The 19,160-nt window shown below is 70.3% G+C and carries 22 protein-coding genes; 11 read left to right on the plus strand and 11 right to left on the minus strand.

Features of this window, described 5'->3' with window-relative positions:
• The first annotated feature begins 125 nt into the window (after positions 1-125).
• Genes QWU11_RS03780 through QWU11_RS03795 form a run of 4 tightly spaced genes read left to right on the plus strand, consistent with a single transcriptional unit; the run spans position 126 to position 4,885 of the window.
• Positions 126-1,418 (plus strand): helix-turn-helix domain-containing protein, encoded by a 1,293-nt coding sequence (locus tag QWU11_RS03780; RefSeq protein WP_290103571.1) that lies wholly within the window; start codon positions 126-128, stop codon positions 1,416-1,418.
• A gap of 4 nt (positions 1,419-1,422) precedes the next feature.
• Positions 1,423-2,046: a toll/interleukin-1 receptor domain-containing protein gene (locus tag QWU11_RS03785; protein WP_290103573.1), complete on the plus strand. Its 624-nt coding sequence runs from the start codon at positions 1,423-1,425 to the stop codon at positions 2,044-2,046.
• A complete protein-coding gene (locus QWU11_RS03790) occupies positions 2,043-4,157 on the plus strand; it encodes a hypothetical protein (protein WP_290103574.1) in 2,115 nt (704 codons plus the stop codon). The genes QWU11_RS03785 and QWU11_RS03790 overlap by 4 nt, the downstream gene beginning before the upstream one ends.
• Before the next feature lie 47 nt (positions 4,158-4,204).
• Positions 4,205-4,885 (plus strand): hypothetical protein, encoded by a 681-nt coding sequence (locus QWU11_RS03795; protein ID WP_290103575.1) that lies wholly within the window; start codon positions 4,205-4,207, stop codon positions 4,883-4,885.
• On the opposite strand, the gene QWU11_RS03800 is transcribed toward QWU11_RS03795, so the two are convergent.
• The 5 genes from QWU11_RS03800 to clpS all read right to left on the minus strand — a co-directional run bounded on the left by QWU11_RS03800 (position 4,882) and on the right by clpS (position 7,588).
• Entirely contained in the window at positions 4,882-5,829 is a 948-nt protein-coding gene (locus QWU11_RS03800; protein WP_290103576.1) for a cysteine synthase, read from the minus strand. The genes QWU11_RS03795 and QWU11_RS03800 overlap by 4 nt on opposite strands.
• A gap of 1 nt (position 5,830) precedes the next feature.
• On the minus strand, positions 5,831-6,103 hold the full coding sequence (locus tag QWU11_RS03805; RefSeq protein ID WP_290103577.1) for a MoaD/ThiS family protein: 273 nt from the start codon (positions 6,101-6,103) through the stop codon (positions 5,831-5,833).
• 201 nt (positions 6,104-6,304) lie between these two features.
• Positions 6,305-6,721: a M67 family metallopeptidase gene (locus QWU11_RS03810; protein ID WP_290103578.1), complete on the minus strand. Its 417-nt coding sequence runs from the start codon at positions 6,719-6,721 to the stop codon at positions 6,305-6,307.
• A gap of 34 nt (positions 6,722-6,755) precedes the next feature.
• Positions 6,756-7,295 (minus strand): DUF2017 domain-containing protein, encoded by a 540-nt coding sequence (locus QWU11_RS03815; RefSeq protein ID WP_290103579.1) that lies wholly within the window; start codon positions 7,293-7,295, stop codon positions 6,756-6,758.
• Positions 7,295-7,588 (minus strand): ATP-dependent Clp protease adapter ClpS, encoded by a 294-nt coding sequence (gene clpS / locus QWU11_RS03820; protein WP_290103819.1) that lies wholly within the window; start codon positions 7,586-7,588, stop codon positions 7,295-7,297. Before clpS ends, QWU11_RS03815 begins: the two co-directional genes overlap by 1 nt.
• A 54-nt stretch (positions 7,589-7,642) precedes the next feature.
• Between clpS and QWU11_RS03825 the strand changes: the two genes are divergently transcribed.
• From QWU11_RS03825 to QWU11_RS03835, 3 genes are all read left to right on the plus strand, one after another.
• A complete protein-coding gene (locus QWU11_RS03825; protein ID WP_290103820.1) occupies positions 7,643-8,950 on the plus strand; it encodes a nicotinate phosphoribosyltransferase in 1,308 nt (435 codons plus the stop codon).
• A 127-nt stretch (positions 8,951-9,077) separates the two neighbouring features.
• Positions 9,078-9,656: an isochorismatase family protein gene (locus QWU11_RS03830; RefSeq protein WP_290103580.1), complete on the plus strand. Its 579-nt coding sequence runs from the start codon at positions 9,078-9,080 to the stop codon at positions 9,654-9,656.
• A gap of 22 nt (positions 9,657-9,678) precedes the next feature.
• Positions 9,679-10,185 carry a gluconokinase gene (locus tag QWU11_RS03835; protein ID WP_290103581.1) on the plus strand — a complete coding sequence of 169 codons (507 nt, stop codon included), beginning with the start codon at positions 9,679-9,681 and terminating at the stop codon, positions 10,183-10,185.
• Here the strand turns inward: QWU11_RS03835 and QWU11_RS03840 are convergent.
• Positions 10,151-10,579: a nitroreductase/quinone reductase family protein gene (locus QWU11_RS03840; protein WP_290103582.1), complete on the minus strand. Its 429-nt coding sequence runs from the start codon at positions 10,577-10,579 to the stop codon at positions 10,151-10,153. The genes QWU11_RS03835 and QWU11_RS03840 overlap by 35 nt on opposite strands.
• 81 nt (positions 10,580-10,660) lie before the next feature.
• Here QWU11_RS03840 and QWU11_RS03845 point away from each other — a divergent pair, with 81 nt between their 5' ends.
• The 3 genes from QWU11_RS03845 to QWU11_RS03855 are packed head-to-tail and all read left to right on the plus strand — an operon-like array spanning position 10,661 to position 13,134.
• The gene (locus QWU11_RS03845) at positions 10,661-11,254 is read left to right on the plus strand and encodes a TetR/AcrR family transcriptional regulator (protein WP_290103583.1); all 594 of its coding nucleotides are present in this window, start codon (positions 10,661-10,663) and stop codon (positions 11,252-11,254) included.
• A gap of 18 nt (positions 11,255-11,272) precedes the next feature.
• A complete protein-coding gene (locus QWU11_RS03850; protein ID WP_290103584.1) occupies positions 11,273-11,572 on the plus strand; it encodes a hypothetical protein in 300 nt (99 codons plus the stop codon).
• Between the two features lie 23 nt (positions 11,573-11,595).
• Positions 11,596-13,134: a hypothetical protein gene (locus QWU11_RS03855; RefSeq protein ID WP_290103585.1), complete on the plus strand. Its 1,539-nt coding sequence runs from the start codon at positions 11,596-11,598 to the stop codon at positions 13,132-13,134.
• 96 nt (positions 13,135-13,230) lie between these two features.
• On the opposite strand, the gene QWU11_RS03860 is transcribed toward QWU11_RS03855, so the two are convergent.
• From QWU11_RS03860 to QWU11_RS03875, 4 genes are all read right to left on the minus strand, one after another.
• The gene (locus QWU11_RS03860) at positions 13,231-15,000 is read right to left on the minus strand and encodes a DEAD/DEAH box helicase (protein ID WP_290103586.1); all 1,770 of its coding nucleotides are present in this window, start codon (positions 14,998-15,000) and stop codon (positions 13,231-13,233) included.
• Between the two features lie 78 nt (positions 15,001-15,078).
• Positions 15,079-16,014 carry a zinc metalloprotease gene (locus QWU11_RS03865; RefSeq protein ID WP_290103587.1) on the minus strand — a complete coding sequence of 312 codons (936 nt, stop codon included), beginning with the start codon at positions 16,012-16,014 and terminating at the stop codon, positions 15,079-15,081.
• Between the two features lie 82 nt (positions 16,015-16,096).
• The gene (locus QWU11_RS03870; protein WP_290103588.1) at positions 16,097-16,342 is read right to left on the minus strand and encodes a DUF3039 domain-containing protein; all 246 of its coding nucleotides are present in this window, start codon (positions 16,340-16,342) and stop codon (positions 16,097-16,099) included.
• 4 nt (positions 16,343-16,346) lie between these two features.
• On the minus strand, positions 16,347-16,922 hold the full coding sequence (locus QWU11_RS03875) for a YqgE/AlgH family protein (RefSeq protein WP_290103589.1): 576 nt from the start codon (positions 16,920-16,922) through the stop codon (positions 16,347-16,349).
• Positions 16,923-17,076: 154 nt separating this feature from the next.
• Here QWU11_RS03875 and QWU11_RS03880 point away from each other — a divergent pair, with 154 nt between their 5' ends.
• Positions 17,077-17,745, plus strand: a complete 669-nt coding sequence (locus QWU11_RS03880) for a hypothetical protein (RefSeq protein WP_290103590.1) — start codon at positions 17,077-17,079, stop codon at positions 17,743-17,745.
• A 1-nt stretch (position 17,746) separates the two neighbouring features.
• Here QWU11_RS03880 and QWU11_RS03885 read toward each other — a convergent pair whose 3' ends face one another.
• A complete protein-coding gene (locus tag QWU11_RS03885; RefSeq protein ID WP_290103591.1) occupies positions 17,747-19,138 on the minus strand; it encodes an NAD-dependent malic enzyme in 1,392 nt (463 codons plus the stop codon).
• Positions 19,139-19,160: the final 22 nt, after the last annotated feature.

Genomic DNA, 19,160 nt, shown 5'->3' on the forward strand with positions numbered 1-19,160 from the left:
CTCCTTCCCGCCGCGTACGGGCACCGCGCGCGGGGTGGCGGGTCGCCCATCGAAGGGCACGTCCCATTCGCGAACAGGCGTTTCACAGCGGCCTACATTATTGACAACGGGCGACGGAGGTCACAATGGCCGATCGGCTGAGAGCATTCGGTATCGAACTTCGGCGGATTCGCATGGAGGCTGGACTTTCGTTGGCGGAGTTGGGCGATCGGCTGCATTACAGCAAAGGCCATCTGAGCAAGATCGAGACTGGACGCAAATCCCCTTCTGTCGAATTGGCGCGTCGGTGCGACGCGGAACTCGACGCCCGGGGAGCACTCATCTCGCTCATCGCCGAAAAGCCATCCGAAGTGCTGCCGTCCGAAGGGACAACGGACGAGGACGGAGTGTGGCTGATGAATCTCTCATCGATGGACACGAGCTGGTTTCGCCCGGTGGACCGGCGTGACGCCCTGGCGATGACCGCGTCGTCGCCGGCGGGCTTCGCACTGAGCACGCAGGGCCTGTCGGCGACCGCGAAGGAACCGACCGCGCTGGAGGTGTTCCGGTCGCTGTTCGACCAGTTCCGCAACCTCGGCCAGACCGCGAGCCCGGGCGTCGTCCTCCCTCCGGTGATCGCGCAGACCCACGTACTCCGCTCCCTGGCGGCACGGGCGCCCACCGGTGTCAGAGACGAGCTTCTGGTCCTCGCGGCGCGCTTCGCCGAGTACGCCGGCTGGATGGCGCAGGAGTCCGGCGACGACGCCGGCGCCCTCTGGTGGACCGCCCAGGCCGTCGCGATGGCCGAGGCCGGCCAGGACCGCGACCTGGCGGTCTACGCCCTGATCCGGCGGGCGCTGGTGACGCTCTACCGCGACGACGCCACCCAGACGATCGAGCTGGCGCGCGAGGCCCAGGTGCGCCCGGGCGTTCCGCGCCGGATCCGCGGGCTGGCCGCGCAACGGGAGGCCCAGGGGCACGCGCTCGGGGGCGACTACGACGCGTGCCTGCGGAGCCTGGACCGGGCGCGGGAGCTCCTGTCCTCGGCCGAGGACGCTCCGGGGGTCTCCGCGCTCGGGCCGACCAACCTGACCGACCCCGTCTCCATGGTCACCGGCTGGTGTCTCTACGAGCTGGGACGGCCGAAGGAGGCAAGCCCGATCCTGGACGCCGAGGTGGCACGGATCCAGCCGCAGGCCCTCCGCTCCCGCGCCCGGTACGGCGTACGGCAGGCGCTCGCGCACGCCGCGGCGGGCGAGGTCGACCACGCGTGCGAGCTGACCGGCGAGCTGCTGTCCATCACGGACGTCGTCAGCTCGGCGACGATCGCGACCGACCTGCGCCGGCTGGCGCGGGTGCTGTCCCGCTGGCACCAGCACCCGCCCGTACGCGAGCTCTTTCCGGCGCTCACCGCGTCGCTGCAGACATCGAAGGTGTGACCCGATGAGAAGGGAAGCGAGGCCGACCATGGTCGAGTTCTTCGTCAACTACCGCACCGGCGACGAGGAGAACGTCGCGGCGCTGCTCGAACACGCGCTGTCGCGCCGGTTCGAGTCGGGCGTGTTCTTCCGCGCCAGCAAGTCCATCCCGCCGGGAGACGACTACGAACGGGCGCTGGTGACGGCCGTCCGCCGGAGCACCGCCCTCCTGGCCGTCATCGGCCCCCGCTGGCTGGAGGTACGCGACAAGCAGGGGCAGCCGAAGCTCGACGATGCCGCCGACTGGACGCGCCGGGAGATCCTGGAGGCGTTCGGCAACCGTGTCCGGGTGATCCCCGTACTCGTCGGGAAGGCGCGTCCGCTGGCCGCGAGCGACCTGCCGGCCGAGCTGAGCGAGCTGGCCGTCTGCGAGTACCTGCGGCTGCGCAACCGCGACATGGAGGCCGACCTCGACCGCCTGGCCGTCGAGCTGACCCGGCTGGTGCCGGAGCTGAAGGACAAGAAGGTGCTCACGCCGGGGACCGGCGGCACGGTCAACAACGCCTACGACGACGCGCAGATCGGGGTACAGGGCACGGTCATGGGCAACGTCGACTTCGGGCCATGGCGTGACCGGGGCGGGCGATGAGCCCATCCGAGCCCCGTAAGTGGCCCTGGCAGCAGCCGACCACCAACACCGCGTCGGGCAACGCCACCATCGGCGTCCAGGGCACCGTCATCGGCGACGTGCGGTACGAGGTCGCGGGCGACGACCCGCCCGACCGCAAGTACGAGGTGGCCAAGAGCTGCCTCGCCGGCAAGATGCCGCGCCGCGCGAAGCAGCTCATCGAGGAGGCCGTCATCGCGGGCCTCGTCGCCGACGGCGCCCGCGATCCCCTGGTGAACGAGGTCGCCTACTACTGGACCATCGCGGCGCTGAGCGACCAGTCCTTCGAGCTCCTGGAGAAGGAGGAGTTCGCCGACCTGGAGCGGGCGGGCCGGCTGGGCCGCAACGGCCCTCCCGACGACTGGCGCCGCGCCCGTCAGACGATCACCCGGCTCATCGCGTGCCTGCAGAGCGAGGAGACCAGCGGCACGCTCGACGCGGAGGCACTCGACGGCTTCTTCACCGAGTTCGACCGGTTGTCCTACGACCGGCGCGACGAGATCCGGCGCCATCTCGACCTGATCCTCACCGGAGTCATCCAGGACCGGCTCGACGCGCGGTTCGCCGAGATCGTACGCACGCAGCGTACGGCCGGCCATCGGGAACACCGGGTGTGGAAGTACTTCGAGCCCGAGCCGGAGGCGCCACGGCCGAAGGTGCTGCGCAGGCCCGAGTGGGGTCCCTTCGAGCGGACCGCGACCGTCTGCGGTGCCGCCATGTGCCTGGCCGGGCTCGGCGTGGCGTTCACTCTCGCCGGTCTCAGCAGCGTGACGACGACCCTCCTCGCCGCGGGCGGCATCCTCCTGTCCTGCGCACTCATCGCCTACTTCGCACCGGAGCAGCTCCCGGCCCGTTATTCGGCGCTGCATCCCAAGCGGCCACGGCCCGCGCCGACGGCGTTCAGCGACCACGTCGGCCAGAGCGTCGAGCGGCAGTTCGACAAGCAGGCCCCGCGGTCGTTCGGGCAGCGGTCGGCGTGGCGGATGGCGACCCTGCGCTTCCGGTCGACGCTCGCCAACGAGATCGTCGACCTCTACAGCGAGCCCGAGGTGGCGTTCGGCGCGATCGACTGGCTGATCGCCTGGTACGCCGCGGAGGCCGCGCGCGAGTGGTCCGCCGGCGGGCTCGACGACCGGGAGCGTCCCTTCAAGATCCTGGCCCTCCTCGCGGGCGGCCTCGGGCTCTGCTTCGGGGGGTTCTACGCGCTGTCCGAGGCGAGCGAGACGCAGGCGGGGATCACGCTCATCACGGTGGTGTGGCTGGCGATCGGGGTCGTCTTCCTGGCCTGGGGCCGGGCGGACGTCCGTCTCGTACGCAGGTATGACAGGGCCGAGAGGGCCGAGGCCCAGCGCCGCCTCACCGAGGAGAAGGCGGCCTACGAGGCGCGGCTCGCCGTCCTCGCCGACCGGCCGGACGACGACGAGATGGCCCGGTGGCTGGACTACGACAAGATCTACTTGAAGACACTGGCCATGAACCAGTACGGGCTGGCGAACCGCGACGTCATCGCGCACGCGATCCTGCCCGAGGCGACGCCGAACGCCCGCCGCGCCCGCGTCGTCGGAGGGCAGCCGCGCTTCTCCGCGTACGTGGTCTGGGTGTTCCTGCTCACCATGTCCGGGGCGCGCCAGGTGGCCGTGAAGCTCGACTTCCCCACCGGCATCGCGAGCGACCAGGACCGCAGGGCCTTCCGTTACGACGCGATCGCCTCGGCCAACGTCACGGAGTCCGGCATCCGCTTCGACGACGGCCGGCGCGAGGTCATCCTCCCGCATCCCCACGGCGAGCAGCGCGCGCCTCAGGTGTCCTCGCTGATCTTCCGCCAGCGGTTCAGCCTCTCGCTCACCAACAACGAAACGATCGTGATCACGGTGGAGAACTTCGACGCCGCGCTCCTCCCGCAGCGGCCGGGGGACGACGAGCCGCGGGCGACGCCCGACCTGGCCGACCTGACCGGCGCGCTGAGCCTGCTGGAGGCGGTGGCCGCCGACGGCAGGAAGTGGATCGAGCAGGCGAGGATCCGGCACGGATACAAGCCGGTCGGCGACGAGTACGAGCCGGACTCCCCGGACGACGAACAGGGCGGAGGCTGATCATGCAGTGCCGGTGGTGTTCCAACAGAAACTTCTCACTCGGCCCGATGTGCACGCACTGCGGCGAGTGGCTGTTCCCCCGGCCCGAGCCCGAGGAGGAGCCCGCGTACCCGACGCCGGAGGATGAGGAGCTGCACGCCGCCACGGTGACGTGGTTCAAGAGTCTCGGGGTCTCGCTCGTGGCCCTGTCGGCGCTCACGCTGGGCGGCGTGAACACCTACACCCACTGGCCCGTCAAGGAGCCGCCCCTGGTCCTCCCGACGCCGACGCCGTCCGCCGAGTCCGAGACGCCCACCGCCGACCCGCTCGACCAGCTCACCGCGATCAACACGCTGCTCGAGTCGATCAAGCACACCCGCGCGAAGGTGCCCGACACGCTCGGCTCGTGCACGAACCTCGCCTCCGACGAGGCGTCCCTCGAAGAGGTCGTCCAGGAGCGCGACGAGCAGGCGAGCCAGGCGCCCGCCCTGGCGGCGGACTCGCTCTCGGACGGCGAATCACTCAAGGAGGCGCTGCTGAACATGGTCCAGAGCACCCTGACCGCCGACCAGAAGTATCTGACCTGGGCGCGGAAGGGCGAGAGCGTCGGGTGCACCGGCGTGCCCGCCACCGGCACGATCAACGACGCCAACCAGACGGCGGCGGACGCCAAACGCGCCTTCGTCGGCCTGTGGAACAGCGACGCCGAGCCCTACGACCTGCCCTCGTACAAGTGGAACGATTTCTAGGCCCAGAGTTGGCCGTCGAGGCGCTTTTCGGCCTCGTCCAGTGTGCCGTCGTACGCGCCGGTGGAGAGGTACTTCCAGCCGGCGTCGGCGACGACGAAGGCGATGTCCGCGCGCTCGCCCGCCTTGACCGCCTTGGCCGCCATGCCGAGGGCGGCGTGCAGCGCGCAGCCCGTCGAGATGCCGGCGAAGATCCCCTCGGCGGCGAGCAGCTCGCGCGTGCGCCGCAGGGCGTCTTCCGAGGTCACCGAGAAGCGCGTCGTCAGAACCGACTCGTCGTACAGCTCCGGGATGAAGCCCTCGTCGATGTTGCGCAGGCCGTACACCAGCTCGCCATAGCGCGGCTCGGCCGCCACGATCGCCACGTCCGGCACCCGCTCGCGCAGGAACCGGCCGACGCCCATGAGCGTGCCCGTGGTGCCCAGGCCCGCGACGAAATGGGTGATCGACGGGAGGTCCTCGAGCAGCTCGGGCCCGGTCGACTCGTAGTGCGAGCGCGCGTTGGCCTCGTTGCCGTACTGGTAGAGCATCACCCACTCGGGGTGCTCGGCGGCCAGTCCCTTGGCGACCCGTACCGCCTCGTTGGAGCCGCCGGCCGCCGGCGACGGGATGATCTCGGCGCCCCACATCTTCAGCAGCTGGGTGCGCTCGGCCGAGGTGTTCTCCGGCATCACGCAGATCATCTTGTAGCCGCGCAACCGGGCCGCCATGGCGAGCGAGATGCCGGTGTTGCCGGACGTGGGCTCCAGGATCGTGCAGCCCGGCGTCAGCAGGCCGTCCTTCTCCGCCTTGGCGATCATCCAGAACGCCGGCCGGTCCTTGATCGAACCGGTCGGGTTCCGGTCTTCCAGCTTCGCCCACAGCCGTACGTCGGCCGACGGGGACAGCCTCGGCAGGCCGACCAGCGGCGTGTGGCCCAGCGAGTCGAGCAGCGAGTCGAACCGCACGTCAGCCGCCCGCGACGGCGGGCAGCACGGTGACCGTGTCGCCGTCGGACACCTCGGTGTCCAGCCCGCCCAGGAAACGCACGTCCTCGTCGTTCAGGTAGACGTTCACGAACCGGCGGAGGCCCTTTTCGTCGACCAGCCGCTCACGCAGGCCGGGGTGACGGCCCTCCAGATCGGCGAACAGCTCGTTCAGCGTGGCCCCGCCACCCTCGACGGCCTTCGCGCCGTCGGTGTAGTTACGCAGAATCGTCGGGATGCGAACCTCGATCGCCATGGCGATGTGCTCCATTCGTCGTACGGGCCCCGGCATCGCACGCAAACGCGGCGAGACGTCCAGGGATTCCAGGCCTGAGGGAATGAGCCTTAGTGACAGTCGTAGACGATCTCGGCGCGGGAGTGGCCGAACAGGAAATTCTGCACAGGGGTGACGACTCGCCCGCGTCCGCGGCGTTTCACCATCGTCGTCGTCACGGCATCAGTCTACCGAGTCGACGATCGTGACCTCTTCCTCGGTGACCTCGCCGTCGACGATGCGGTACGAGCGGAACTCGGTCTCGTTCTCGTCCCGCGTGGACACCAGGACGTAGTGCGCGTTCGGCTCCGACGCGTAGGAGACGTCCGTACGGGAGGGGTACGCCTCGGTCGCGGTGTGGGAGTGGTAGATCACGACCGGCTCCTCGTCGCGGTCGTCCATCTCCTTCCACACCTGGAACTGCTCCATCGAGTCGAAGCGGTAGAAGGTGGGCGAACGCTCGGCGTTCGCCATCGCGATGAACCGCGCCGGCCGGTCCGACCCGGCCGCGCCCGCGACGACGCCACACGCCTCGTCGGGGTGGTCGGCGCGCGCGTGCGCGACGATCTGGTCAACGATGGCGCGTTCGATCGTCAGCATGGGCAAAGCGTATCCACGCGTGCTCTCGGGCCGATCACCACAGGGCGCGTACGAGGCTCTCCTGGAGGTAGGTGAGCCAGTCGTACGCGGCGTACCCGGCGTTGCGCGGATCGTCCCAGTCGAACGTCCGCATCTGCTCCAGCGTCTCCTCGGTGATGTCGAGGCGGGTGCCGAGCGCGAGGCGCAGATCGTTGAGGGCCCGGAGCCAGGCCTGGGCCTGCTCGGGGTCCAGATAGACCGTGCCGCCTTCGCCGAGCGTCCGCAGGACGGTCTGGGCCGCGGCACGCTTGCCCTCGCGCAGGCTGCCCTCGGTGTAGCGCCGGAACTCCGCCGAGGCGCCCTGGTCCTCGCGGTAGGCGTCCGGGAACAGCCGGGCCAGGACCGGGTCCTCGGGGACCGAGGTGTTGTCGGACAGCCGGAGGTCCGGCATGCCCTCGAAGGTCGTCTCGGACTCGTCCGACTCGCCGATCAGGTCGAGGAGCTGCCCGACCAGCAGGCGGACGACGGAGGCCTCCTCGGCCCCCATGCGCAGGCAGACCTGGCCGCCTCGGGCACTGGAGAAGCCGCCGTTCATCACACGTCCTGCTTGACGGTCGCCCACAGGCCGTAGGAGTGCAGGATCTCGCAGTCGCGCTCCATCTCCTCGCGGGTGCCGCTGGAGACGACCGCTCGTCCCTTGTGGTGGACGTCCAGCATCAGCTTCTCGGCCTTCTTCTTGGAGTAGCCGAACACGGCCTGGAACACGTACGTCACGTATGACATGAGATTGATGGGATCGTTCCACACGATCGCCACCCACGGACGGTCCGGTCGTACGTCCTCGGCGGCGTCCGGTCGATCGAGCTCGACAGGAGCCGTGCTCACTATGGTGCCTCCTTAACGGGAGCTCCCCTCAATCATCGTGCACACATTCACCGTAATCTGCCACTCGTGGATCTTTCGACGACGGCACTGCTGACCGACCGCTACGAGCTCACCATGGTGCGGGGTGCGCTCGGCGGGGACACCGAGGCACGCCGAGCGGTGTTCGAAGTATTCGCCCGCCATCTTCCGGCCGGTCGGCGTTACGGCGTGGTGGCCGGGATCGGCCGCTTCCTCGATGCCCTGGAGGCGTTCCGGTTCGACGATCAGTCGCTGGAGTTCCTAACATCTCACGACATCGTGGACTCTCGTACGGCGTCGTGGCTGGCGTCGTACCGGTTCTCGGGCGACATCTGGGGATACGGCGAGGGTGACCTGTACTTCCCCGGCTCGCCGATCCTCGTCGTGGAGGCGGGTTTCGCCGAGGCCGTCATCCTGGAGACGCTCGCCCTGTCGATCCTCAACCACGACGCCGCGATCGCCTCCGCCGCGTCCCGCATGGTGCACGCCGCGTCGGGCCGCCCGATCATCGAGATGGGCTCCCGCCGTACGCACGAGATGGCGGGTGTCGCCGCCGCCCGCGCCGCGTACCTGGCCGGCTTCACCTCCAGCTCGAACCTGGAGGCCGGCCGCTCGTACGGCGTGCCGACCGCGGGCACCAGCGCCCACGCGTTCACCCTGCTGCACGACAGTGAACGGCACGCGTTCCAGGCCCAGCTCGCCGCGCTGGGCCGCGACACGACGCTGCTGGTCGACACGTACGACGTCGCCCGCGCGGTCGCGGTGGCGGTGGACCTGGCCGGGCCGGAACTGGGCGCCGTACGGCTGGACAGCGGCGACCTGGCCGAGACGGCGCACGAGGTACGCGCGCAGCTCGATGCCCTGGGCGCCCCGAAGACCCGGATCATCGTGACCGGCGACCTGGACGAGTACTCGATCGCGGGCCTGGCGTCGGCACCGGTCGACGGGTACGGCGTGGGGACGTCGCTGGTCACGGGGTCGGGGGCACCGACGGCGGCGCTGGTGTACAAGCTCGTGGCCCGCGCGGAGTCGCCGGAGGGCCCGCTACGGCCGGTGGCCAAGCGCTCGGTCGGCAAACCCAGCCGCGGCGGTCGCAAGTGGGCGGTACGGCACCTGGGCGAGGACGGGAAGGCGATCGCCGAGGTGGTGTCGACGGGCGAACTCGAACCCGGCCCGTACGACCGGTCGCTGCTGCGGCCACTGGTACGAGACGGCGAGGTCATCGGCCGGGAGCCCCTGGCCGAGGCCCGCGCCCGCCACGAACGAGCCTTGGCCGAGCTCCCCCCGCGCGCCTTCCAGCTCTCTCGCGGCGACCCGGCCATCCCGACGGACTTCCTGAACGGCTGAGCCCCAAGACCGTCGGACTGCGTGGAGGTGGCCACGGCCGGTGGAAGCTTGGCCCGCGGCCGCTGATGTTTCCGGTTCTGCCGGGGTAGCTTCCCTCTCGTGAGGATCAGTCTGGGGAGGGGCTGCAATGGGCAGAGCATTGATCATCGTTGATGTGCAGAACGACTTCTGTGAAGGGGGCTCGCTCGCCGTGACGGGCGGGGCCGAGGTCGCCTCGGCGATCTCGGCGTACGTGGCCTCGCACCGGGACGAGTACGACCACGTCGTGGCCACCCGTGACTTCCACCTGGATCCCGGGGATCACTTCTCCGACCATCCGGACTACGCCGACACCTGGCCGCCGCACTGTGTGATCGGCACGCCCGGGGCCGACTTCCATCCGAACCTCGACCTCGCGCCGATCGAGACGGTGTTCAGCAAGGGTGAGCGCGAGTCGGCGTACAGCGGTTTCGAAGGGGCGGCCGACGACGGCACCCCGATGGGCGAGTGGCTGCGCAAGAACGAGGTCGGCGGCGTCGACATCGTGGGGATCGCCACCGATCACTGCGTACGCGCGACCGCGCTGGACGCCCGGGGCGCCGGGCTCGCCACGCGGGTGCTGCTCACGATGACGGCCGGTGTGGCGCCGGGGACGACCGAGCGCGCCGTCACGGAGATGAGCGACGCCGGGATCGAGCTGACCGGGGAACCGGTCGTCGCCCCATAAGGGAGCCCGGTACGTTTCGGGGATGCGTAACCCGATTTTGCTGCTCATGGGCGTCTCCGGTAGTGGGAAGACCACGATCGGCGCGATGCTGGCCGGACGGCTCGGCTGGACGTACGCCGAGGCGGATGACTTCCATCCGCCGGCGAACGTGGAGAAGATGCACGCCGGCATCCCGCTGACCGACGACGACCGCAAGCCCTGGCTGGAGGCCACCGCGACGTGGATGAAGGAACAGGACGGGCCGGCCGTCGTGACGTCCTCGGCGCTTAAGCACAAATATCGCGACATGCTGCGTGCGGGCCGTCCCGACCTGCGGCTCGTCTACCTCGACGGCAGCCACGAGCTGATCGGCAAGCGGATGGCGGCCCGGCACGGGCACTTCTTTCCCAAGAAGCTGCTGGACAGCCAGTTCGCGGACCTGGAGACGCCGGGGCCCGAGGAGCACCCTCTCGTCGTCTCCATCGACGGCCCGCCCGAGCGGATCGTCCAGGAGATCATCGACCGTACGGGGCTGACTCCCCGGGACTGAGGTCCACGCGGATCGTGAGCAGGTCCGTGCCCAGCAGCCGTACGAGGAGGCCGTTGGCGCGCGGCAACCGCCTCAGCCGCTGCCTGGGGTCGTCCTCGGGCATGAGGTGGGCGGTGCCCGTACGCCAGCGGCTGCCCACCCGCACGCGGACCCGGGCGTCCGCCTCGATGTTGCGGACGTACTGGGACTGGCGGCCGTGGTCGGACACCATCCAGAAGCAGTCGCCCTCGATCCGGCCGCCCACCGGGGTCTGCCGGGGCAGGCCGCTCTTGCGCCCGATGGTCTCCAGGACGGCTCCGCCGGGCACGTAGCGCGAGAGCGGCCGCATTAGCGGGTTGGCGACGCGCTTGTGAAACCAGGTGGCGGCGCGGCGGCGCCTGTCCTTGGCCGTCATGGCACTCCTCTTATCGGAACTGATGGTTTCGGCAAGCTTTGCCGGAACCGATAGTTCCGTCAAGTGGTATCGTCCTGCTTGATGGCAGCTGAGAGCGGCGCACGCCGTCCCCACACGGGACGCCGGCGCAACCCCGCCGTACGCCAGGCGGTGCTCGACGCCGCCGCCGACCTGCTCGCCTCCGCGGACGGCCCGGCCATCTCGGTCGACGCGATCGCCCGGAGGGCCGGCGTCAGCAAGCACACGATCTACCGGTGGTGGCCGTCGAAGGGGGCGGTCCTGCTGGAGGCGATGGTCGAGCAGGCCCGCCGCGAGGCCGCCGTCCCGGACACGGGCGTGCTCTCGGCCGACCTGGAGGGATTCCTGACGGTGACGTTCGCGGCCGTCGAGCGCAACGGCCCCCTGCTCCGTACGGCGATGGCCGAGTCCCTGCGCGACGACGACGCGGCGGAGGGCCTGCGAGCCTTCGCCGCCGCGCGCCGGGCCGAGCTGCACGGCCTGCTGGAGCGCGGCCGGTCGCGCGGCGAACTCCCCGAAGACGCCGACCTCGGCCTCATGGTCGACCAGATGTACGGCCTCCTCTGGTACCGCCTCCTGATCGGGCACGCCCCGCTGAACGCCGAGACCGCCGCCCGCCTCGCCCGCTCGCTCCCCGGCGGGCGGCCGGCCGAATGAATGTCATATTCTCCCGGAATGGACGACCTGGAATTCAACTCGGCGGGCATTGTCGGAGCCGGCACTAACGTATGTGCGCTCGCGAACGAGCTCTCCTCCCTGCGCCGTACGTGGAACACCGCGACCACGGAGACCAGCGGCAGTCCATTCGGGTTCGCCGAGGTCGAGAAGGTGTTCGCCGACACGCAGGAGACCTGGTCACAGGAGCTCGGCGTCTACGTCACCATTCTTGAACAGCTCTGCCGAAAGCTCCAGAGCTCGGGAAACATTCACCGCGACGCCGAACAGGTCAACCTGTCCATTGTGCAACGTCACTAGCCGACGCCTACGGGAGCGCCATTATGTCGAGTAGTGACTATGCCCAGATCTCCACGCTGATCCACCGGCTCGAACAGCTCGCCGGGCTGTGCGATCCGGCCCACCTGGTCGAGGTGCTCGCCGGCGCGATCTCGGCGGCCGCGCACCCGCCGCCGGGCGACCCCGGTGAGCTTCGCGCGCTGGCGGCGGCCTTCCGCAAGGCCGGTTCGGACGCGGCCCCGATCGCCACCGACGTGCACAACACGGCGAACCAGAAGCTGCCCGCCGTCTGGAAGAGCGACGTCGCCCCCGGGGTCTACACCGTCGTCGGCGACACCGGCGACCTGATCGACATGACGACCATCGCCTTCACGGCGGCCGCCCAGGCTCTGGAGGCCTACGCGAGCACGGTGCAGGACCTCAGGGATCGGCACGGCCGGCTCTACCAGCGGCTGCACGAGGCCATGCACTCGATCGGGCACGTCAAGATCTTCGGGGTCGACCTGCCGCTCCCCGACCTCACCGACCTCGTCCGGTGGTGCGGAGCCGTCGCCGAGCTCATCAGAGGGTGCGTCGCCGTCTACAACGAGGCCCTGGACGCGGCGGACGTCTTCGCCGGGCGGTTCGCCGACGTACGGGCCATGGCCCGTACCGCCGAGCCGGTGCGGGCCGGGATGGCGCCGGCCGACGCCGTGGTCCTTGCCGACATCGGCGCGGACGGTACGACGCCGCGCCACGGCAACGCGGTGCTGTCGGCCGCGCAGCTCACGCGCCTCGCGACGCTGATGAAGGACCTCCCGCCCGCCGACCGCGCCAAGCTGCGCGGGATGCTCGCCGACGCGGCGTCGCTGCTGGAAGAGGCCTACATCCTCAAGGCGCTGGTCGCCGGCCACTCCGTCGCCGACGTCACGTCGTTCGCCGGCCGGATCCGCGGCAGGGACTCGAACTGGCTGAAGCAGCACCTGGCCCTCAACATCGACCCGAACACGCCGGGCGACGTCGACTTCGACGGCATACCGATCAAGCAGTCGGACCCGACCGCGTGCGGCTCCACGGCGATCGTGGTCGCGCACGCCATGAACGATCCGGTGTACGGGCTGAGCCTGACCACCGACGAGGCGGGCGACGGCCTGACGGCGGCCGAGTTCGCGAAGCGCTTCGCGGCCGCACAGACGAGCACGCACACCCTGACGAACGACGTGTGGCCCAAGGCGGCCGGCACGAGCCCGTGGGGCGAGACCAACGGGATCAACCACGCCGTACCCGGCGGGGACTATCGCACGGTGTGGGTGGACGACACCGACGGGCGCAGCGCCCATCCCGCGCTCCGCGACGCCATCACCGCGGTCGACGCGGGCCACGCGGTGCCGGTGCTGCTGGCCCCGACGCCCGGCCAGCTGAGCCACGACGGCGAGTTCCACTACGTCCTGATGGTCGGCCACCGCGACGACATGATCATCGTCTACGACCCGGCCGGCGCCGTGAAGGAGATCTCGGAGTCGGACTTCTGCGACGGCCGCATGAACGGCATCGACCCCGCCGTGACGCACGTCAACTCCGTCACGCTCCCGGCCCGCTCGTAGGCCGGCGTCGCTTCCAGAGTCTTTCTCGACGTCCCGCTGTCCGGCTGCGCGTCGCCTGGACGACGCTCGCTACGAACGGGGACTTCGAGACAGACCCTAGTCGCGGGTGCGGGGCACGGGCCGGGCGGCCCATTCGCGGACCTTGGCGATGCGGGCGCGGATGTCCTCGCCGCTGGCCTGGGCCGAGGGCGGGCCGCCGCAGGAGCGTCTCAGCTCCGCGTGGATCACCCCGTGGGGCTGGCCCGTGCGGTGGTGCCAGGCGCCGACCAGGCCGTTGAGCTCCTTGCGCAGCGCGTGCAGGTCCTCCGAGGCCGTCCGGTCCTCCGGCTTGGCCGTGCCCGCTCGTTTCTCCTTGCGCTGGTTGGCCAGCTGCTCGGCCTGGCGCTGCTTCAGCAGGCTCGTCACCTGTTCGGGCTCCAGCAGGCCCGGGATGCCGAGGTAGTCCTCCTCCTCGGCGGAGCCGGTCGCCGCGCCCATGCCGAACTCGCCGCCGTCGAAGACCACACGGTCGAAGTGGGCCGACGCCTCGACCGTCTCGAACGGGACCTCCTCGCCGACGTCGGGGTTGTCGCGTTTGCGGTTGGCCTCGGCCAGCAGGTCGTCGTCCAGGCCGTCCTCACGGACCCGCCGGTCGAGGACGTGGTCGCGTTCGGTCTCCATCTCCGACGCGTGGCCCATCAGCGTCGGCACCGACGGCAGGAACACCGAGGCGGTCTCGCCGCGCCGCCGGGCGCGGACGAAACGGCCGATCGCCTGGGCGAAGAACAGCGGCGTCGACGTCGACGTGGCATAGACGCCCACCGCGAGGCGCGGGATGTCGACGCCCTCGGAGACCATGCGGACCGCGACCATCCAGCGGTCCTCGGACTCGCCGAACTGCTTGATCTTGCGGCTCGCCCCCGGGTCGTCGGACAGCACCACGGTCGCGCCCGCGCCGGTCACGTTGCGGATCATCTTGGAGTACGCCCGCGCGGTCTCGTGGTCGCTGGCGATGACCATGCCGCCCGCGTCCGGGACGCCGCGGCGTACCTCGGTCAGGCGGCGGTCGGCGGCGGCGATCACCTGCTGCATCCACTCGCCCTTGGGGTCGAGCGCGGCCCGCCACGCCTGCGACATCTGGTCCTGGGTGAGGGGCTCGCCCAGCGACGCGGTGATCTCGTCGCCGGCGCGCGTGCGCCAGCGCATCTCACCCGCGTACGCCAGGAAGATCACCGGGCGGACGACACCGTCGGCGAGCGCCGGGCCGTAGCCGTAGGTGTAGTCGGCGCGGCTGCGGCGCACGCCCTCCGGGCCCTCCTCGTACAGGACGAAGGGGATCGGGTTGATGTCGGTGCGGAACGGCGTGCCGCTGAGCGCCAGCCGCCGTGCCGCGGGCTCGAACGCCTCACGGATGGCGTCGCCCCACGACTTGCCGTCGCCCGCGTGGTGCACCTCGTCCAGGATGACGAGGGTCTTGCGGTTCTCCGTACGGCCGCGGTGCAGCGCCGGGTGCGCGGCGACCTGCGCGTAGGTGACCGCGACGCCGACGAAGTCCTTGGCCGTACGGCCGTGGGCGTTCTTGAACTCCGGGTCGATCTTGATGCCGACCCGGCCCGCGGACTCGGCCCACTGGCGTTTGAGGTGCTCGGTCGGGCAGACCACGGTGATGCGGTCCACGATGCGGCGCCCCATCAGCTCGGCCGCGAGCCGCAGCGCGAAGGTCGTCTTACCGGCACCGGGCGTCGCGACGGCGAGAAAGTCGCGGGGCTCGTTGCGGAAGTATTCCTCCAGGGCGCCCTGCTGCCAGGCGCGCAGCGCCGGGGCGGTGCCCCAGGGCGCCCGCCCGGGAAGTGCGGGAGGGGTGTCGGATGCGGCGAACGTGCTCACGGTGAACAAAGGCTACCCGGACGCACCGACAGGACATGCCGAGCACGGTGTGATCTCGGGAAACCCGCGAGGGGCGTGTTAAAGGACGCGACCGCTCTGACCTGCGCGGTAGACCGCCCACATGGCGCGGATACGGACGCCCTGGCCCGGTGTGAAGGATGTCATGCACGGGTCCCAGGCGTAGTCCATGAAGTTGTGCACCGGGTCCGTGCCCGGCGCGGGGCAGGTGTCCTTGACCAGCGGGCAGTTCGTGGTCGGCACCGCCTCGTACGGGGTGTCGTCCACGCCGTCGCCGGGCGGGCGGCAGCCGCCCTCGAAGGGGTGGAACAGGCCCAGCCAGTGGCCGATCTCGTGGACGGCCGTGTAGCCGCGGCTGAAGTGCTCCAACGGGCCGCCCGGGACGCTGCGGTAGTCGACGACCACCCCGTCCAGGCCCGGCCGCAGGCGGTACATCTGGGGAAAGGAGGAGAAGCCCAGCACCTGCGAGCCGACCGCCGCGGTGAAAAGGTTCAGCGTGCCGGGGCCGCCACGAGACAGAGCGCCCAGCATCGCGACCTGGTTGTCGTGGGGGCGCTCGAACCACTGCTGGCTGGTGGTGACGTCGGCCGCCACGAGCCGGAACGACACTCCCGTGTCGGCGCCGCCGGTGGTGCCCCCGTACGCGGCGTTGAGGCTTCGCAGCTGCTGGTCGATGACGGGCCGGCCCAGCACGCCGGTACGCCCGTCGGTGATGACGTGGAAGCGCACCGGGATCACGAGCCGCCCGACCGGAGGGATCCGCCGCTCGTCGGTCACGCCGTACTCCCGACGCAGCGCCGCGGAGAAGTCACGCAGCATCGCCCGTACGCGCGGCGCGGACAGCGCGTCAGGATCGCGTGGCCGACCAGGCACCGCCGCCGACGCGTGGCGCAGGCACATGATGCCGCGCGCCGGTGGTGGACAGGTGCGCGCGGACGCCGTCGCACACGACGCCAGCACGACCCCGAACAGCCCGGACAGAACTCTCCGCCTCATTGGTTCCCCCCGAGACGGAGAGGCTAGCCCTCAGGGCCGCGCGGATCGCACGACGCGCGGGCGCATCACGCCGATTTGACGTTCACTCGCCGTCGTCGCCACCGGACATCGACTCGTAGATCTCCTTGCACTCCGGGCACACCGGGTATTTCTTCGGGTCACGGTTGGGCACCCACACTTTGCCGCAGAGCGCGATCACGGGAGTGCCGCTGACGGCACTCTCCATGATCTTGTCCTTCTGCACGTAGTGCGCGAATCGCTCGTGACCGCCGTCGCCATGGGAGAGATCTGGCCGGGTGTCACTCTCAGGAAGGATCTTCGTACTCACGGGCTCAGTTTAGTGACGGATCCTCGGGAAACGTCGCCACGAACGCCAGATCGCCGCCCTGACGTCGCAGAACGTCGTGCCACAGGCGCTCCGGATCGTCCATGAACGCGTCTTCTGACTCGGCCGGCAGGACGTACCAGGCGCCGTCGTCGACCTCTGACCGGAGCTGGCCAACCCCCCATCCGGCATACCCGGCGAAAACCCGTAGCTTCGTGACCTCCGTGGCCAGCAGCTCCGGCGGCGCGTCCAGATCGACGAGCCCGACACGCGCCACCGAGGGAGTGCCGCTCAGCGCCCTCCAGCCGAGCGGCTCGTCGGTGCCGGGCACATGGGCGAGGGCGAGTGCGCTGTCGAGCGCGACGGGTCCGCCCTGGAACACCACGGAGGGCCCCGTCACCAGCTCCGACCAGGGCGGCAGCACCTGGTCGACGGGCACTTCGGTCGGACGGTTGAGCACGACCCCGAGCGTGCCGCTCTCCTCTTCGTGCTCTACGAGGAGGACCACGCTGCGGCGGAAGTTGGGGTCGGCAAGCTGGGGCGTCGCCACGAGCAGCCGGCCCGCGATTATCCCGTCGTCCATCCCTCAATCATCCTGTGCCGGACGCCGCATGCGAACAGTGCGCGGCCGAGTACGTCGGTTACGCGCCCTTGACGCGTGGGTAATCGGCAGAATACGGGCGTAGATCACGTACGAGATCATGAAGGCGTGCCCCACCATCCCCCGGAGGACCCCGATGCAACTTTCCAGGGTCGCCATAGCGGCCGTGTTCTTTGTCGTCGGGGCGCTCATCATCATCCCGATGCTGATGAACGACTCGTCGCCCTCACAGCTGACGAGTGCCACACCGTCCCCGCAGGTCTCGGTCAGCGCCTCGGCCTCGCCGACCCACAAGACCACCAAGCCGTCGCCGACGCACACGACGAAGAAGCCCTCTCCCACGCACACGACGAAGAAGCCGGTCGCGCCGCCGACCGTGACGCCGAACACCCCGTTCACGGTCGCCATCGGCTCCGTACGGTGCCCCGGCCGCAGCGTGCTGGTGACGGTCGTCAACCACGGCAACGCGACCGAGGACTACGCGATCACCACGGACGGCTCGATCTCGGTGGCCGACCGCATCCCGGCCGGCGCCACCCGTAAGTCCACCTTGACGATCAAGGAGGACCACGCGACGACGGTGGCCGTGACCTGGCACAACGTCCCGGTCAAGAGCATCGACCGTACGGCGCACTGCGTCCGTAACGCCCCCGGCAAGGCACTGCCGCACACCGGCCCGGACAGCGGCATGATCATCGCCCGGATCGCGACCGGCGTCGCCGCCATGCTCACCGGGCTGATCATCTTCTGGTACGGCCGCATCTGGCCGGGCCGCCGCGACAAGATGTTCGACGACTCCAAGTAGCTCAGTGGCTCCCGGTGGCCGCCTCCTGGACGGCGGCGGCCACCGCGTGGGCGACGTCCGCGTGGAAGACGCTGGGCACGATGTAGTTCGGGCCGAGCTCCTTGTCCGTCACGACCGCGGCGAGGGCCCGCGCGGCTGCCAGGAGCATGTCCTGGGTGACCGTACGGCTCTGCGCGTCGAGCAGGCCGCGGAAGACGCCCGGGAAGGCCAGCACGTTGTTGATCTGGTTGGGGTAGTCGCTGCGGCCCGTGGCGACCACCGCGGCGTGTTCGCGGGCCGCCGCCGGGTCGACCTCCGGGTCCGGGTTGGCCAGGGCGAAGACCACGGCGCCCTCGTTCATCGTCGCGACGTCCTCGCCGGTCAGGATGCCGGGCGCCGAGACGCCGATGAACACGTCCGCGCCGCGCACCGCGCCGTGCAGGTCGCCGGTGTAGCCGTCGTCGTTGGTGTTGTCGGCGATCCAGCGCAGCGACTCGTCGAGGTCGTCGCGTCCGCCGTGGACCGCGCCGCGGTAATCGCAGACCACGACGTGCTTGGCGCCCGCGTGCAGCAGGAGTTTCAGCACGGCGGTGCCCGCGGCGCCCGCGCCGGCCATCGTGATGCGCACGTCGGCGAGGTCCTTGCCGACCACGCGCAGGGCGTTGGTCAGCGCGGACAGGACGACGATGGCGGTGCCGTGCTGGTCGTCGTGGAAGACCGGGATGTCCAGCAGGTCGCGCAGCCGGCGCTCCACCTCGAAGCAGCGCGGCGCGGAGATGTCCTCCAGGTTGATGCCGCCGAACGCCGGGGCGATGATCTGGACCGTACGGACCAGCTCGTCGGTGTCCTGGGTGTCGAGGCAGATCGGCCACGCGTCGATGCCGGCGAACCGCTTGAACAGCGCGGCCTTGCCCTCCATCACCGGCAGCGCCGCCTCCGGCCCGATGTTGCCCAGCCCCAGTACGGCCGAGCCGTCGGTGACCACGGCGACGCTGTTGCGCTTGACGGTCAGGCGGCGCACGTCTTCCGGATTGCGGGCGATGGCCAGGGAGACGCGCGCGACGCCCGGCGTGTAGGCCATGGACAGCTCGTCGCGGTTGCGCAGCGGCACCTTCGACTGCATCTCGATCTTGCCGCCGAGGTGCATCAGGAACGTACGGTCGCTGACCTTGTGGATCGTGACGCCGTCGACCTTCTCCAGCGCGTCGACGATCTCCTGGGCGTGCTCGGTGTCCCGGGTGGCGCAGGTGACGTCGATGCGGAGGCGGTCGTGCGCCGCGGGGGTGAGGTCGAGGGCCGTGACGATGCCGCCGGCCTGCTCCACCTCTCCGGTGAGCTGGCTCACCGCCTTGCCGCCCGCCGCCACCTCGAGGCGCACGGTGATCGAATAGGACACGCTGGGCACGCTCGCCACGTCAACTGCTCCTTTTGCCGGG

It is taken from the genome of Actinomadura sp. DC4 (assembly GCF_030406325.1).
Lineage (GTDB): Bacteria > Actinomycetota > Actinomycetes > Streptosporangiales > Streptosporangiaceae > Actinoallomurus.

Bases quoted from the DNA above. Each gene is read 5' to 3' on its own strand.
- QWU11_RS03780 (WP_290103571.1), top strand. From the start codon at position 126: ATGGCCGATCGGCTGAGAGCATTCGGTATCGAACTTCGGCGGATTCGC.
- QWU11_RS03785 (WP_290103573.1), top strand. From the start codon at position 1,423: ATGAGAAGGGAAGCGAGGCCGACCATGGTCGAGTTCTTCGTCAACTAC.
- QWU11_RS03790 (WP_290103574.1), top strand. From the start codon at position 2,043: ATGAGCCCATCCGAGCCCCGTAAGTGGCCCTGGCAGCAGCCGACCACC.
- QWU11_RS03795 (WP_290103575.1), top strand. From the start codon at position 4,205: ATGTGCACGCACTGCGGCGAGTGGCTGTTCCCCCGGCCCGAGCCCGAG.
- QWU11_RS03805 (WP_290103577.1), bottom strand. From the start codon at position 6,103: ATGGCGATCGAGGTTCGCATCCCGACGATTCTGCGTAACTACACCGAC.
- QWU11_RS03810 (WP_290103578.1), bottom strand. From the start codon at position 6,721: ATGCTGACGATCGAACGCGCCATCGTTGACCAGATCGTCGCGCACGCG.
- QWU11_RS03815 (WP_290103579.1), bottom strand. From the start codon at position 7,295: ATGAACGGCGGCTTCTCCAGTGCCCGAGGCGGCCAGGTCTGCCTGCGC.
- QWU11_RS03830 (WP_290103580.1), top strand. From the start codon at position 9,078: ATGGGCAGAGCATTGATCATCGTTGATGTGCAGAACGACTTCTGTGAA.
- QWU11_RS03835 (WP_290103581.1), top strand. From the start codon at position 9,679: ATGCGTAACCCGATTTTGCTGCTCATGGGCGTCTCCGGTAGTGGGAAG.
- QWU11_RS03840 (WP_290103582.1), bottom strand. From the start codon at position 10,579: ATGACGGCCAAGGACAGGCGCCGCCGCGCCGCCACCTGGTTTCACAAG.
- QWU11_RS03845 (WP_290103583.1), top strand. From the start codon at position 10,661: ATGGCAGCTGAGAGCGGCGCACGCCGTCCCCACACGGGACGCCGGCGC.
- QWU11_RS03850 (WP_290103584.1), top strand. From the start codon at position 11,273: ATGGACGACCTGGAATTCAACTCGGCGGGCATTGTCGGAGCCGGCACT.
- QWU11_RS03855 (WP_290103585.1), top strand. From the start codon at position 11,596: ATGTCGAGTAGTGACTATGCCCAGATCTCCACGCTGATCCACCGGCTC.
- QWU11_RS03865 (WP_290103587.1), bottom strand. From the start codon at position 16,014: ATGAGGCGGAGAGTTCTGTCCGGGCTGTTCGGGGTCGTGCTGGCGTCG.
- QWU11_RS03875 (WP_290103589.1), bottom strand. From the start codon at position 16,922: ATGGACGACGGGATAATCGCGGGCCGGCTGCTCGTGGCGACGCCCCAG.
- QWU11_RS03880 (WP_290103590.1), top strand. From the start codon at position 17,077: ATGCAACTTTCCAGGGTCGCCATAGCGGCCGTGTTCTTTGTCGTCGGG.